Below are 12576 nucleotides of genomic sequence, written 5' to 3' on the forward strand. Positions count from 1 at the left end.
TCTCGTCGACCGGCCCGCTTCGCCCGGTCTGGGCACGCGGTCGGCGGCCGCCAGGGTTGGCAACGCTATGGACTAATCATAAGGGTGCTGATAATTCTGTTGTAAGGCTTGCAGCACCCAACTTGGCGGCACAGCGAAAAAGGAGGGCCCGTGGTGGACCGGATTGCGAATATTTGGGGGACACGGACACCCTATGCTCGTGACGGGCACTGGCCGATCCGCGTTGACCAGGCACTCGACGCGGCGGTGGCTGAAGATGAGGTGGACTCGTGGGTGCAGTCGGCGTGCGTGTTGTGCAGCAACGGTTGCGCCTGTGATATCGCGGTCAAGGACGGAGCGATGGTCGGCATCCGCGGGCGAGCGGCGGACCTGGTCAATCATGGAAGGCTGGGGCCGAAGGGTCTCTTCGGTAGCCGGCAGGGCATGTCCAGCCGGGAGCGGTTGACAAGGCCGCTGATCCGCGCCAAGGGGAAGCTGGTGGAGTGCGACTGGGACACTGCCATGAACAGGATCGTCGGGCGCAGCACCGAATTGCTGCGCGAACGGGGGCCGCTCAGCCACGGCTTCTACACCAGCGGCCAACTGTTTCTTGAGGAGTACTACGCTCTCGCTGTCATCGGCAAGGCCGGAATCGGCACTCCGCACATGGACGGCAACACGCGCCTGTGCACGGCCACGGCAGCGGCGGCCCTGAAGGAGACCTTCGGTGCCGATGGGCAGCCTGGAGCGTACGAGGATATCGATAGCTGCGACGCCATCTTCCTCTACGGTCACAACATGGCTGAAACCCAGACGGTGCTGTGGTCGCGGATTCTGGATCGTCTGGCAGGCCAGGACCGGCCGAAGCTGGTGTGCATCGACCCCAGGGACACTGAAGTCGCGCGCCACGCGGACGTTCACCTCGCTCTCCGCCCCGGAACCAACCTCGCCCTGATGAACGCACTAACCCACGAAATCCTTGACCACCACTGGGACGATCCCGGCTACGTACAGAACCACACCCTTGGGCTCGAGGCCCTCCGCGAGACAGTGGCGCCCTGGACGGCCGAAGCCGCCGCGGTCGTCTGTGATGTCAGGGCCGCTGACGTTGAGGAAGCGGCCCGGATTTTCGGCACCTCAGGCAGGGTTCTGTCCACGGTCCTTCAGGGCTTTTATCAGTCCTCGCAGGCCACAGCTGCCTCCTGTCAGGTCAACAACCTGCACCTGCTGCGAGGCATGCTGGGCCGGCCGGGCTGCGGGATCCTGCAAATGAACGGCCAGCCGACGGCGCAGAACAACAGGGAGTGCGGCGCGGACGGCGACCTGCCGGGGTTCCGGAACTGGGAGAACCCACAACACGTTGACGAGCTTGCCGAACTCTGGAACGTGGACCCGGCGATCATCCCGGACTGGGCACCGCCGACGCATGCGATGCAGATTTTCCGGTACGCAGAGCAGGGTTCCATCGGGTTGCTGTGGATCTCCGCCACCAACCCCGCCGTGTCCATGCCGGAACTGCCCAGGATCAGGGACATCCTCGCCAAACCGGAACTCTTCCTCGTGGTCCAGGACCTGTATCTGACGGAGACAGCACAGTACGCGGAGGTGGTCCTCCCGGCGGCGGGTTGGGGTGAGAAAACCGGGACGTTCACCAACGCCAGCCGCACCGTCCATCTCTCCGACCAGGCTGTCGATCCGCCCGGAGACGCCCGAAGCGACCTCGACATCTTTCTCGACTACGCCCGCCGGATGGGATTCACCACCCGGGACGGCACACCGCTACTGCCCTGGAGCGGACCGGAGGACGCGTTCGAAGCGTGGAAAGCCTGCTCGCGCGGCCGGCCCTGCGACTACACGGGCATCAGTTACGGGCGACTGCGCGGCGGCAGCGGAATCCCCTGGCCCTGCAATGAGGACAACCCTGACGGCAGGACCCGGCTATACGAGGACGGTACATTCCCGACGGACCCTGACTACTGCGAAGACTATGGCCACGATCTGCTGACCGGCGCCACCGTCGGTGAGCAGGCCTTTCGTGCCCAGGCCCCGGACGGCCGGGCCTTCCTCAAGACGGCGGACTACCATCCCCCGCACGAGGACCCCGACGGGCAATACCCGTTCCGGTACACCACTGGCCGTACCGCATATCACTTCCACACCCGCACCAAGACCGGCAGGTCCCGGCAGCTCTCGGCCGCCGCGCCCGGCCCGTGGGTGGAACTGGCAGCCGTTGATGCGGACAGGCTCGGCATCACCGAGGGCGACCTGGTCCGGGTATCCTCCCGGCGTGGCCTGATCGAAGTCCCGGCCCGGGTCAGCGGGATCCGGCCCGGCACCGTGTTCGCCCCGTTCCACTACGGATACTGGGACACCGGCGGCAGCCCCGGCCAGCACCCGACAGCAGCCAACGAACTGACCCTGACCGACTGGGACCCCGTGTCCAAGCAACCGATGTTCAAAAATGCGGCAGTAAAAGTGCAGAAGATCGCTGACGCCTCCGGTGCCGCGCCAGCGCCGACAACCACAGCGTCCAGGCCCACCGACCACTCCGGCGCCCAGCAGGTCCCGCCGACAGCAGGGGGTCCGGACGGGGAAGCCACCGAGACCTTCCCACGGATGCCGGGCCAGTTCCTCGATCCCAACACCAACGCCCAGGAGCGCCGCCCATGAACCTCAACATTTATCTGGGCATGCTCCGCCAAGCCGAAAAGACACTGGCCGAATCCTTCCGCCAGGTGGCCCAAGGCCACGGCATCGAGCCTGACATTCACTTCCTGTGCCACACCCTGGCCAGCCAATGCGACCACCACCGGGACCTTCTCGAGCCATTAAGACAGCGATATGGTGAAGTCACCCCGGGCAACGAACCCGAACGGCTTCACGCCGACGGCCTGTCCACCACACGCAGCGGACCGGTCGGCCTCCTGCGCGACCTCCAAGACCTGTATCTTCTGGCCTGCCTCGTGGACATCACCTGGACCATGGTGAAACAAGCCGGATCCGCCTTGCGCGACGACGAGCTGCTCGCCGTCGTTCGGCAGTGCGACGCACAAACCTCCACCCAGCTGCGCTGGCTACAGACACGGATGAAGCAGGCTGCCCCCCAGGCGCTCGTCGCGGCGCCCTAACAGCACCTGGTTCGCAGAAGGCAGCTATCCGCGGAAGATCCTCGAAGAAAATTCGGCTTGGTCATGTCGTCACAGGCATGGGCCAGTGACGGCTCGCTCCTCGATGATTTCGCAATCGACCAGGTCGGACCCGTCACGCTACTGCGCAACGCTCCAGCCAGGACTGCCCTCGGCTTCCGGTGAGAGGCCGACTCTTTTGGCGTTGGCGCCGTCAGAACCTAAGCGGATTTGGTCAGCTGTCCGCGGGCAGGCTCGCTTCGGCAACTTTTGCGGTGTCGACGAATTGTTCGAAGCGTACGATAAGTCCGCCGCGGACGATGAAATGGTGGGCCACGCGGACGTTCAGGGGGTTCCCGGTTGCCCGGTGTTTGGCGGTGTACCGGGCGAGGACGACGACGTTTTCACCTTCGACGATGTAGTCGTCGTCATGGGCCGCCCACGCCTCCCAGTCTATTCCGAGGATTTCCATGACGTTGGACGTGACTTCGCTGGGCGTGCGGTAGGTCCCTGCAAGGGGAAAGCCGGCCATCTCAGTCCATTCGACATCAGGGGCCATCGTGGCGCGGAGCGCTTCGAGGTCACCTGCTGCTGATGCCAGATACTGCCGGCGGACGACGTCGCGGGGTGCAGTTGAGATGCCGGGACCGGTTGCGTCGTTCAGCCCCATGTCATTTCCCCCTTGGCGACCTTCGGCCCGATTTGCGCGGCGATCAGCATCCCGGCGTTGGGGTAGCGTTCGATCAGGCCGGCAGTGACGGCCGCGGCATCGGCTGAGCGGGCGAGTATCCGTTCGAATTCCTGGAGGTAGGACCGCGTGTAGTCGATGCACGTGGCATCGTTGGCCGTTCCGGGCAGCCGGTGGCCCGCGACCACGATCTCCGGGTTCAAGGCCTGCATCTGGTCAAGGAGGTCGACCCATGCCGAGCGCTGTTCGGGGGTGGCGGTGTCTGCGGTCCAGACGTGTTCTTCCTGGAAGACCAGGACTCCGCCGACAATTGCTTTCTGATCTGCATTGAAGAGGTAGTGCCTGTCAGGAAGCAGGTCAGACCCGCCGCGAAGTTCGAAGAGGTACCCGTCGAGTTCGATTGCGCCTGCAGTCAGGGGCGCGATTGCTGCCAGGCGGGTCGGGAGGTTGGCGCCCAGGGCTGCCCAGGCTTTGAGTTTGCCTTCGAAGCTTGCCTGGATGTGCTCGATGACTATCGGGGTCGCCAGGATTGCGGCATTCGGGAACGCAACGGCGATGGCTTCCAGACCGAAGTAGTAGTCGGGGTCGGCGTGGCTAATGAAGACGGTTTCCAGTTCTTTGCCGGAGTCCAGGACGGCCGCAACGAGACGGTGGCCGTCGGCCCGGGTGAAGCCTGCGTCCACAAGCATTGCCTTGGACGGGCCGGTAATCAGTGTCGCTGACTTATTGGGTGAACCTGCGGGGAAGTCGAGATCGAAGACCTCAAAATTCAGTGACATGCTGGTGAACCTTTCTCGGATGCCCCCGGGAACACCCCGAGGCGAGTCGCGCCACGGCACGCTCACTAAGATCCAACAATAGCTGACTAGTCAGCTATTTCCGATGGTTCCGCCCAATTCGTTCACGGCATGACTGGCAGTTCCTGCGCAGCATTCTTGCTGATCCTTTTGATGGCCTCCGAGAACACCTCGGCCTCTGTAGGTGAGAGCAGGTCGAGCAGGTACCGTTCGATATTTTCCACGTGGCGGCTGCTGGCCTTGAGGAGCAAATCTTCGCCATGCGCGGAGAGGCGGATCAGCTGGACGCGGGCATCGGAAACGGAGTTCTTCCGTTCAATAAGGCCTAGCACTGACGCGCGCTGCACCAGCCGCGTGGCTCCGCCTGACGTCAACACCCGCGCCTGAGCGATGTCACGCACCGGAATTCCCGCGTCGCCAGCCCGTCCTGCCAGGAGAAGCAGCTCAAAGAGGGAATGGCTGATGCCAAACTCCTGCTCCAGGTCGCGGCCAAGAAGAAACTCCAGCCGGTTCGCCGCCCCCAGAAGGCGCCCGAAGACCAGGACGCGATGATCATTGGCGGCCTCTTGGCCGGAGCTAAAGTCCCTCGTACTGTTCACCGTCCAACATTATGCTTTTCTCCCTGAAACAATCTCCCGCACCATGCCGCACACGCTGCGATCCATCCAGATCGCCGACGAACAGCCCGGCCGTGTTGGATTTGCTGCGGTCCTGGCCGACCCCCGAAGCTCTCCGCCATGCCGGCGCAGGATCGGGAACCGGCTGACAAAGCTCGCACCCAGGATGGGTGAACGCCTTGCCGGCGAGATCATCGACGCCCTGGATCAGCAAAACGGTGTCAGTGGTCGGGGCCAACCAGAGACGGCACCTTCTACGAACTCCGGCTGCCCTCAGCCGCTTGACGAAAACCATAGAGGCACCCCCAGGTGTCAGCCATGGTCACCCATGACACTAGGTCGCGACGTCTCCCCTTCGTCATTTTGGTCCTTCTTGGATCGTGATTCCCGTGTAGTCGGCAAGTGAGCTGAGGAGCGCAGCCTGGAAGCGTTCATCACGTACCGCCCGATGCGGTGTCTGGGTTTTCTGGTGGTGCCAGTACTGACCGCTCCGGAGAGCTTTCGGGTTCCCGGCCGCCGCGAGCCAGGCCTGCGTGACATGGCCGAGGCGAAGGTCATCGCTGGCTCCCGGCCCGCCCATCCGGGTCGGCACCCAGCCGGGATCCACGGCGTGCGCGCTCACTTCGGGCCACAACCTTGCAACGGCCGCCGCGAGGGCAGTGACAAACAGTTTGCTGTCGGAGTACGAACGGGACTCCCGTCCCCCGCTCCAGTCGACCCCGGCGAGATCCGCGCGGCCGCCGCGGTGCATGCTGCTGCTCAGGTAAATCAGCCGGTCAGGCCGTTCCATTTCCGCGGTGAGCACGAAGGGAGCCACGACGTTCACCGGCAGCAGGGAGGGCCCGCCGATGACTCCGGCGTTGTGGATCACAGCGACGAAGCGGCCCAAGGCGTTTGCTTGTTCGGCCAGGGCGCGCACCTCCTCGGGCTTGGCGAGGTCGCCCACCACGGCCTGTGCCCCGCGGTCAAGGAGGTCCTTGACGGCCGCCATCCGCTCGCTCGTGCGAGCATGCAGGATGACCTGGTGCCCGTCGTCGAGCAGGGCGGCAGCCGCGGCCCGTCCAAGCCCTTGGGCGGAACCGGTAATCAGGATGCGAGCCACAAGGGTCCTCTCGTTCGTTCGTTCGTCAGTTGAGAAGATAACCACTCCACCTTCGTCCTGCCAGACGTTGGTCAGTGGGTGGGCCAGCGACTTGACCTTGCCGAGCAGGGTCGTTATCTGTTCCAGCACGGTGGCTCGGCCGGTTATGGTCGGTGCGTTAGCGAACGGCGGTTGGTCTACGGGCATGACCGGTTCGCTTCCCGGCTGCCAGGTTGAGTACCTCAGTCGATGGAGGCCGTTCCGGTGGCGGCGGGTGGCCGTTCCGGTCCGTCACCGGCACGGTGATGGAAGGCTGCGGCTTGGCTGGCCAACGCGGTGAGCGAGTCGAGCTGCGCCTGTTCGAGTTCGATGTCGGCTGCTGTGGCGTTGGCGCGGAGCTCTTCGGGGGTCTCGGCACCAACGATGGCCGAGGCGACGGCCGGGCGGGACAGCAGCCAGGCCAGCGAGGCCTGGTACGGCTCCAGGCCCCATGCTCGGCTGAGTCGCTCGGTCTCCCGGGCGACGGCGATCTCGGCGTCGGTGAACCCTGCTCCGGCGAAGCGTTGGTCGCCGGAGACATCGCGGTCGAGAACCCGGAGGTCGGCGAGCAGGCCGCCGTGCAACGGCGCGTAGGGGACGATGGACAGCCCGAATTGCTGGCAGGCGGGCGCGAGTTCGCGTTCGACGGCCCGATCGAGGAGGTTGTACTTCACCTGGGCGGCCACAGGCGCATTCAGCCGGCGGTCGTCCGCGATCCACAGGGCCTGTGCGACCTGCCAGGCGGGGTGGTTGGACAAGCCGACGTAACGAATTTTGCCCTGCCGGATCAGGTCGTCGTATGCCGCGAGGGTCTGCTCCAACGGCGTGTTGGGGTCGGGGTCGTGGGCGTAGTAGAGGTCGATGTAGTCGGTCTCCAGGCGGCGCAGGCTGGTCTCGACCTGACGAAAGATGTGGCGGCGTGACAGGCCACGGTCGTTGACGTCGCGCCCGACGATTCCGTTGGACTTGGTGGCGATCACCATTTCGTCGCGGCGGCCGCGGAGCGCACGGCCGAGGATCTGCTCAGCGGGTTCACGTTCGGCGGCGGCCGGGGCACCGGGCCGGTCGAAGACCGGCATGTTGCCATAGACGTCGGCGGTGTCGACGAAGTTGATGCCGAGGTCGATGGCGGCGCCGACGACCCTGTTGGCGTCCTGTGTGGTGGGGGCGACCCCGAAGGTGGCGGTGCCCAGACAGATGCGGGACACCCTGACGCCGGTTGAGCCGAGGATGGAGTACTGCATCAGCAAATTTCCTTTCTCTTCCGTGATGATGAGGGGCGGGGCTAGCGGGCGGTGTAGCCGCCGTGCTGTCGCCGGTCAGGCGTTTTCGTGGGCGAATACAGCCATCCCTCGCCCATGCCGGTGATGAACCACACTTGCGTGTCGGTCATTGCTCTCCTCGGGTAAGTCGTGTGGTCCGCTGCTGCCGTGGCGATAAACTATAACCGAGTGGTAGGTTTTGGTCAACGGAGTATGAGAGGGTGGTGCGCATGCCAAACAGCACAGGGACTAACGCGCGGGGTCCCTACCGCACAGGGATCCGGCGGCGGGAACAGATAGTCGCCACGGCGATCGCTGTCTTCGGCGAGTACGGCTACGCTGGCGGCTCGATCCGGACCATCGCTGAGCGGGTCGGGGTCTCCCACGCCACGCTGCTCCAGCACTTCGGCAGCAAAGAAGGACTCCTGACGGCGGTGCTGCAGGAGTGGGACCGCCGAACGGTGGAAGCCAACCTGGCCGGCGTTGTCGGGCTGGACTATTTCCGCCGGTTGCCTGAGGTCATGACTGCCCACCTGAGCAACCGTGGGCTGCTCGAGTTGTTCACCACCATCGCGGCTGAGGCTTCCAGCCCGGCCCATCCGGCCCACGTCTTCATCCAGCACCGCTATACGGACAACCTCGCCACCCTTGCCATCCATCTGCAGCACGCTGTCGATACCGGCGACGTGGCACCACTCACCCCGGCCGAAATCAAAATAGAGGTTCGTCTGGTCACCGCCGTGCTTGACGGGATCGGGCTGCAATGGCTGCTTGACCCATGCACCGACGTCACCGTCAGCGTCGAGACCTATATCAACCGAACGATCGCAGCCTGGCGTAGTAGCCGGCCATAGGGGGCCCGTAGCGGAAACTCCGCGCCACCCAAGGGCCGAAGCAGTCCAGTCTTGGGCATGCCGCAGCTGGATCGTGCCACGGCGGCCATCCAAACTACCGCCGGCCTCTGTCTTATGGAGTTGGCAGCGCACCTCTCGGGCATTAGCAATGTCGCTGTTTGATGCTCCACGGGAGCGTTGGCGGCGCACAAGCCGTAGGCGTTTCGACGACGACAGGTCGGTGAGTGCCGCCGTCGCGTCCTGGTGGGTGGCTGCTGATCTTTAGAGTCGAAGCAGCCTTACTGCGTTTTCTTTGTTGCACACGAGGCGGCGCCGCGACCAGGTCGAAACCCGGTCACGGCGCCGCCGTCGGATATATCAGACGTCCACGGACTTCAGCTGCGGGTAGACGGCTTCCAGGGGTGCACTGAGCCCGGCCTTGAGTTGCACGGACGTCTCATCTGCGAGGACTTCGTACGCGCCCGCCTGGACGGCGTCGAATACTGTTGCCACCAAGTCCGCGGGAGCGGTCTTGGGTTCGACGGCGTTCGCGGCCATGGGCGTGTCGACGTAACCCACGTGAACCCCCACCACGTGCACATTCTCGCCAGCGAGCTCGATACGCAGAGAGTTTGTGGCGGACCATAGTGCCGCCTTGGTTGCGCTATAGATCCCTGCCACCGCGTACCAGCTCAGCACGGAGTGGATATCGATCAGCACCGGCTGCTCCTTGGCGGACAGGATCGGAGCGAAAGCCCGGGCGAGGAAAAGCGGCCCCAGGAAGTTCGTCTCCACATTGTTGCGGATCTCCTGATCGGTGTGGGTCAGGATGCCGGGGCTTGGCGTACTCGCTCCGGCGTTGTTGATGAGCACCGTTGTATCCGGGGCGGACTCGACTGCCGCCCGGATGGATGCCGGGTCGGTGACGTCCAAGGTAAGCGGCACGATGCGTTCATCGTCCCAGGTGCGCGGATTACGGGCCGTGGCATAAACCTTGCTAGCGCCGCGGGCGAGTGCTTCGTGGACGAAGTGGGTGCCGATGCCACCGTTGGCTCCGGTGACGAGGACGACGGCGTTGTTCAGTGAGGGCATGTTCTTTTTCTTCCTGATGGTGGGGAACTGGTGGTCTACGTTCAGATGCGCGTTCTAGGCGGGAGCGAGTGCCGGGTAGTCGATGTACCCAGCCGGGCCGCCGCTGTAAAGGGTGGCCGGGTCGACGTCGTTCAGGTCAGCGCCCGAGCGCAGTCGCTCAACGACGTCGGGGTTAGCCAGCGCGAACCGACCGAGCGGGGCAATATCCGCCAGCCCGGCGTCGATGTCGTCGGCGATCTGCTCGCGGCTGCGCCCATATCGCACAACCAGGACGGCGGTGGGCCACATATCACGCAGGGACCGCAGCAGCTCGTCGTCCCCAATGTGGTGGACGTGCAGGTACGCGAGGTTGAGTGGGGCGAGTTCGCCTACAAGATGCAGGTACTGGGCGCGGACCGCCCCGACGTCGCCCTCGTCGATGCCGCCAAGCGGAAATGCCGGCGAAATGCGGATACCTGTGCGGTCCGCACCGATCTCATCCGCCACGGCGCGGGCAACCTCGACAACGAACCGCGCCCGATTCTCCACCGACCCGCCATAGGCATCTTCCCGGTGGTTGGCGTTCGGGGACAGGAATTGGTGCAGCAAGTAGCCGTTTGCTCCATGGATCTCCACCCCGTCGGCACCGGCAGCGATCGCAGAAGCGGCCGCGTGACGGAAGTCCGCGATGGTGGCCTGGATGTCCTCAGCGCCCAACTCCCTGGGCACCGGGGTCTTCAGGGGACCGGCCGCTGTAAAGATATCCTGGCCGGCGGAAATCGCCGACGGCGCGACCGGCAGGCGGTGATGCGGGGTGTTATCAGGATGCGCAACCCGTCCGGCATGCATCAGCTGGATAAACAGTGCCCCGCCCTCCGTGCGTACCGCGTCAGCGACCTTCCGCCAGCCCTCCACGTGCTCTGGAGTGTAGATCCCGGGCGTGTTCTGGTAGCCCTGTCCATCCGCCGAGGGCTGCGTACCTTCGGAGATGACCAACCCCAACGACGCGCGTTGACCGTAATATTCGGCGGCCAACTCCCCTACCGTGCCGTCGGGGTTGGCGCGACTGCGTGTCATTGGCGCCAGCGCCAGCCGATGTGGAAGCTCGACATTGCCCAGCGTGAACGGCTGCCAGAGAGTGGAAGATGAAGTCATGGGGTTTGTTGTCCGTTTCGTCGATCCATCATGAACGCCACTTCTGCGCCCGAAGGGGCATATGCCCCACGTGCCTCGTGGAAGAATGAACGAAGCACCTGTCCGAGCCCATGCATTAGCGACTACACTCATAACTGAGTGCGATCAGAATCTATTCCCGGAGAAACCGCAATGACTCTAGCCTCCCAGCCGACTGGTCGGCGCGAGCGGAACAAGCAGGCCAAACTGGACCGCATCACTGCCGCCGCCAGCGAACTTTTCGCCGAAAAAGGCGTCGAGGAAGTCACGACCCAGCAGATCGCAGACAAAGCTGACATCGGGACCGGCACATTGTTCCTGTACGCGAAGACCAAGGGCGAGCTTCTGCTGCTGGTTCAGAACGCGCACTACACCGAGGCGCTGCAGCGTGGCCGCGCGAAGGCGGAAGGTATCCCCCACACTTTAGACGCGGTGCTGGCGATCGTCCGACCGATTGTGGAATGCAACCGCGTCCAAATCGACAACGGGCGCACGTACCTTCGTGAAATGGTCTTCGGCGACCCCGAGGAGCCTCGCCACGCCGAGGCTCTCGCGATCGTGTCACAGACCGAGGAGGCCATCGCAGAGGTGCTCCGCCGCAGCGGACAAGATCGGACACGTGACGCTGCAACCCTCGCGCGCGTGGTGTCAGCGATCATGTTCCTGAGCATGGCCGCAAGTGTGAACGTCACTTCCAGCGTTGACGACATTTCGGAGGACATCCGGGCGCAGATCAGCGTCATCCTCCCTGACTGACGTCAGTTGCAAACGACCCTTCGGCGACAGATCGCAGGGCAGTTTCATCACCTTTGGCAGTGCCGGAGCATGACCGCTCTTCGGGGTCAGCTTTGAGGTTCGGGAAGGATGGCACCGTCTTTGACGTAGGTCAGGGCGGTCACTGCGGCCATGAAAGTCCCGTTGCTTGGGGTTGTCGTGGGCCACGTTCGGGGTGTCCCACATCCGTTGGGCCCGGTGCAGGGATGTCTGGAGGCGGAGTTCCGTGAGGCCTTCGTATGCCTTGTGGCTGATGGTCAGTTGGTGAGGAACTTAGTGGCGACCGGAGCGAACTTTTCGTGGAACTGGAAGATTCCACCGTGTCCTGAGTTGGGGTAGATGATCAGTTCGGATGCTTTGATCCGGCGGTGCAGGTCTTCGGAGAGGACCGACGGTACCATCCGGTCATTGTCGCCGTTGGCGATCAACGTGGGCTGTGTGTATCTGCCGAGATCTGCTGCGGTTCCGCGCCCCCAGGTCTTAATGGCCTTCAGCTGCGTCCGGAAGGCCTTGATCTTAATGGCAGCATCCCTATTTTCCGCACGCTCCTCAAGCCTCTTGATAAACGCTTTGGCGGCACGTTTGCCATCGGTGTCGCGGTTGAAGAAGAGGAACTCCTTCGGGTCGGACCGAGTCAGGGCCGCCCTGACAATGTCGTAGTAGGTGGTGCCGGCAACTTTGTCCATATCCTTACCGCCCTTGGGCCCGGTTCCGGTCAAGACCAGCTTACGGACCAACTCGGGGTGGGCTGAGACCAGGGCTTGGGCAACCATGCCACCCAAGGAGAAGGAGAAGACATCGATGGCGTCGAATCCCAGCGCCGTGATGAAGGCGTAGGCGTCTTCGGCCATCTCCTCTATGGTGTCCGGTACTTGACCTGTGGAAGCTCCCACCCCCTTGTTGTCGAAGGTAATGACGTGGCGGTTCGCAGCAATGGAATCGACGATGCGGGGATCCCAGTTGTCCAGTGTTGCTGCGAGGTGGACAAAGAAGATGACTGGTATGCCGCCCCGGGGACCGAGTTCACGGTAGGCGTAGCTGACGCCGTTCGCCGTGATGGTGTGGGTGGGGGCTTGCGCGTAAGAGGTGATGATGGGTTCCGTGCCGGAGCGATTCATGGTGTGTATCCTTTGGCCT

12 protein-coding genes and 1 pseudogene are annotated in these 12576 nt (G+C 63.9%); 5 read left to right on the plus strand and 8 right to left on the minus strand.

Annotation, left to right across the window (positions count from 1 at the left end; translation table 11 throughout):
- Nucleotides 1-150: 150 nt before the first annotated feature.
- Together AB0N24_RS23975 and AB0N24_RS23980 are read left to right on the plus strand one after the other, a co-directional pair.
- Entirely contained in the window at nt 151-2649 is a 2499-nt protein-coding gene (locus AB0N24_RS23975) for a nitrate reductase (protein ID WP_364130029.1), read from the plus strand.
- Nucleotides 2646-3107, plus strand: coding sequence for a hypothetical protein (locus tag AB0N24_RS23980; protein ID WP_364130032.1), 462 nt, complete (start codon nt 2646-2648; stop codon nt 3105-3107). The genes AB0N24_RS23975 and AB0N24_RS23980 overlap by 4 nt, the downstream gene beginning before the upstream one ends.
- A gap of 232 nt (nt 3108-3339) precedes the next feature.
- Here the strand turns inward: AB0N24_RS23980 and AB0N24_RS23985 are convergent, their stop codons facing one another.
- The 3 genes from AB0N24_RS23985 to AB0N24_RS23995 all read right to left on the minus strand — a co-directional run bounded on the left by AB0N24_RS23985 (nt 3340) and on the right by AB0N24_RS23995 (nt 5188).
- Nucleotides 3340-3774 (minus strand): nuclear transport factor 2 family protein, encoded by a 435-nt coding sequence (locus AB0N24_RS23985; RefSeq protein ID WP_364130034.1) that lies wholly within the window; start codon nt 3772-3774, stop codon nt 3340-3342.
- Nucleotides 3765-4571, minus strand: coding sequence for an MBL fold metallo-hydrolase (locus AB0N24_RS23990; protein ID WP_364130037.1), 807 nt, complete (start codon nt 4569-4571; stop codon nt 3765-3767). The genes AB0N24_RS23985 and AB0N24_RS23990 overlap by 10 nt, the downstream gene beginning before the upstream one ends.
- A 122-nt stretch (nt 4572-4693) precedes the next feature.
- Nucleotides 4694-5188, minus strand: a complete 495-nt coding sequence (locus tag AB0N24_RS23995; RefSeq protein ID WP_364130116.1) for a MarR family winged helix-turn-helix transcriptional regulator — start codon at nt 5186-5188, stop codon at nt 4694-4696.
- Between the two features lie 34 nt (nt 5189-5222).
- Here AB0N24_RS23995 and AB0N24_RS24000 point away from each other — a divergent pair.
- Nucleotides 5223-5439, plus strand: a pseudogene (locus tag AB0N24_RS24000) (IS110 family transposase); the annotation flags it as partial.
- A gap of 125 nt (nt 5440-5564) precedes the next feature.
- On the opposite strand, the gene AB0N24_RS24005 reads toward AB0N24_RS24000, so the two are convergent.
- Both AB0N24_RS24005 and AB0N24_RS24010 read right to left on the minus strand, forming a co-directional pair.
- On the minus strand, nt 5565-6494 hold the full coding sequence (locus AB0N24_RS24005) for an SDR family NAD(P)-dependent oxidoreductase (protein WP_364130039.1): 930 nt from the start codon (nt 6492-6494) through the stop codon (nt 5565-5567).
- 35 nt (nt 6495-6529) lie between these two features.
- On the minus strand, nt 6530-7570 hold the full coding sequence (locus AB0N24_RS24010) for an aldo/keto reductase (protein ID WP_364130042.1): 1041 nt from the start codon (nt 7568-7570) through the stop codon (nt 6530-6532).
- A 248-nt stretch (nt 7571-7818) separates the two neighbouring features.
- Here AB0N24_RS24010 and AB0N24_RS24015 point away from each other — a divergent pair, with 248 nt between their 5' ends.
- A complete protein-coding gene (locus AB0N24_RS24015; RefSeq protein WP_364130044.1) occupies nt 7819-8442 on the plus strand; it encodes a TetR/AcrR family transcriptional regulator in 624 nt (207 codons plus the stop codon).
- 357 nt (nt 8443-8799) lie between these two features.
- On the opposite strand, the gene AB0N24_RS24020 is transcribed toward AB0N24_RS24015, so the two are convergent.
- Both AB0N24_RS24020 and AB0N24_RS24025 read right to left on the minus strand, forming a co-directional pair.
- On the minus strand, nt 8800-9513 hold the full coding sequence (locus AB0N24_RS24020; protein WP_364130046.1) for an SDR family oxidoreductase: 714 nt from the start codon (nt 9511-9513) through the stop codon (nt 8800-8802).
- Nucleotides 9514-9567: 54 nt separating this feature from the next.
- Nucleotides 9568-10647 (minus strand): alkene reductase, encoded by a 1080-nt coding sequence (locus tag AB0N24_RS24025; RefSeq protein ID WP_364130049.1) that lies wholly within the window; start codon nt 10645-10647, stop codon nt 9568-9570.
- A gap of 171 nt (nt 10648-10818) precedes the next feature.
- On the opposite strand from AB0N24_RS24025, the gene AB0N24_RS24030 reads away from it, so the two are divergent.
- A complete protein-coding gene (locus AB0N24_RS24030) occupies nt 10819-11421 on the plus strand; it encodes a TetR/AcrR family transcriptional regulator (protein ID WP_364130051.1) in 603 nt (200 codons plus the stop codon).
- A 275-nt stretch (nt 11422-11696) separates the two neighbouring features.
- Here the strand turns inward: AB0N24_RS24030 and AB0N24_RS24035 are convergent, their stop codons facing one another.
- Complete coding sequence (locus AB0N24_RS24035; RefSeq protein WP_364130054.1) at nt 11697-12557, minus strand: alpha/beta hydrolase; 861 nt, start codon at nt 12555-12557, stop codon at nt 11697-11699.
- Nucleotides 12558-12576: the final 19 nt, after the last annotated feature.

The sequence above is a fragment of the Arthrobacter sp. NPDC093128 genome (assembly GCF_040683875.1).
Lineage (GTDB): Bacteria > Actinomycetota > Actinomycetes > Actinomycetales > Micrococcaceae > Arthrobacter.

Coding starts and splice junctions, on each gene's coding strand:
- AB0N24_RS23980 (WP_364130032.1), top strand. CDS start 2,646: ATGAACCTCAACATTTATCTGGGCATGCTCCGCCAAGCCGAAAAGACA.
- AB0N24_RS23985 (WP_364130034.1), bottom strand. CDS start 3,774: ATGGGGCTGAACGACGCAACCGGTCCCGGCATCTCAACTGCACCCCGC.
- AB0N24_RS23990 (WP_364130037.1), bottom strand. CDS start 4,571: ATGTCACTGAATTTTGAGGTCTTCGATCTCGACTTCCCCGCAGGTTCA.
- AB0N24_RS24005 (WP_364130039.1), bottom strand. CDS start 6,494: ATGCCCGTAGACCAACCGCCGTTCGCTAACGCACCGACCATAACCGGC.
- AB0N24_RS24010 (WP_364130042.1), bottom strand. CDS start 7,570: ATGCAGTACTCCATCCTCGGCTCAACCGGCGTCAGGGTGTCCCGCATC.
- AB0N24_RS24015 (WP_364130044.1), top strand. CDS start 7,819: ATGCCAAACAGCACAGGGACTAACGCGCGGGGTCCCTACCGCACAGGG.
- AB0N24_RS24020 (WP_364130046.1), bottom strand. CDS start 9,513: ATGCCCTCACTGAACAACGCCGTCGTCCTCGTCACCGGAGCCAACGGT.
- AB0N24_RS24025 (WP_364130049.1), bottom strand. CDS start 10,647: ATGACTTCATCTTCCACTCTCTGGCAGCCGTTCACGCTGGGCAATGTC.
- AB0N24_RS24030 (WP_364130051.1), top strand. CDS start 10,819: ATGACTCTAGCCTCCCAGCCGACTGGTCGGCGCGAGCGGAACAAGCAG.
- AB0N24_RS24035 (WP_364130054.1), bottom strand. CDS start 12,557: ATGAATCGCTCCGGCACGGAACCCATCATCACCTCTTACGCGCAAGCC.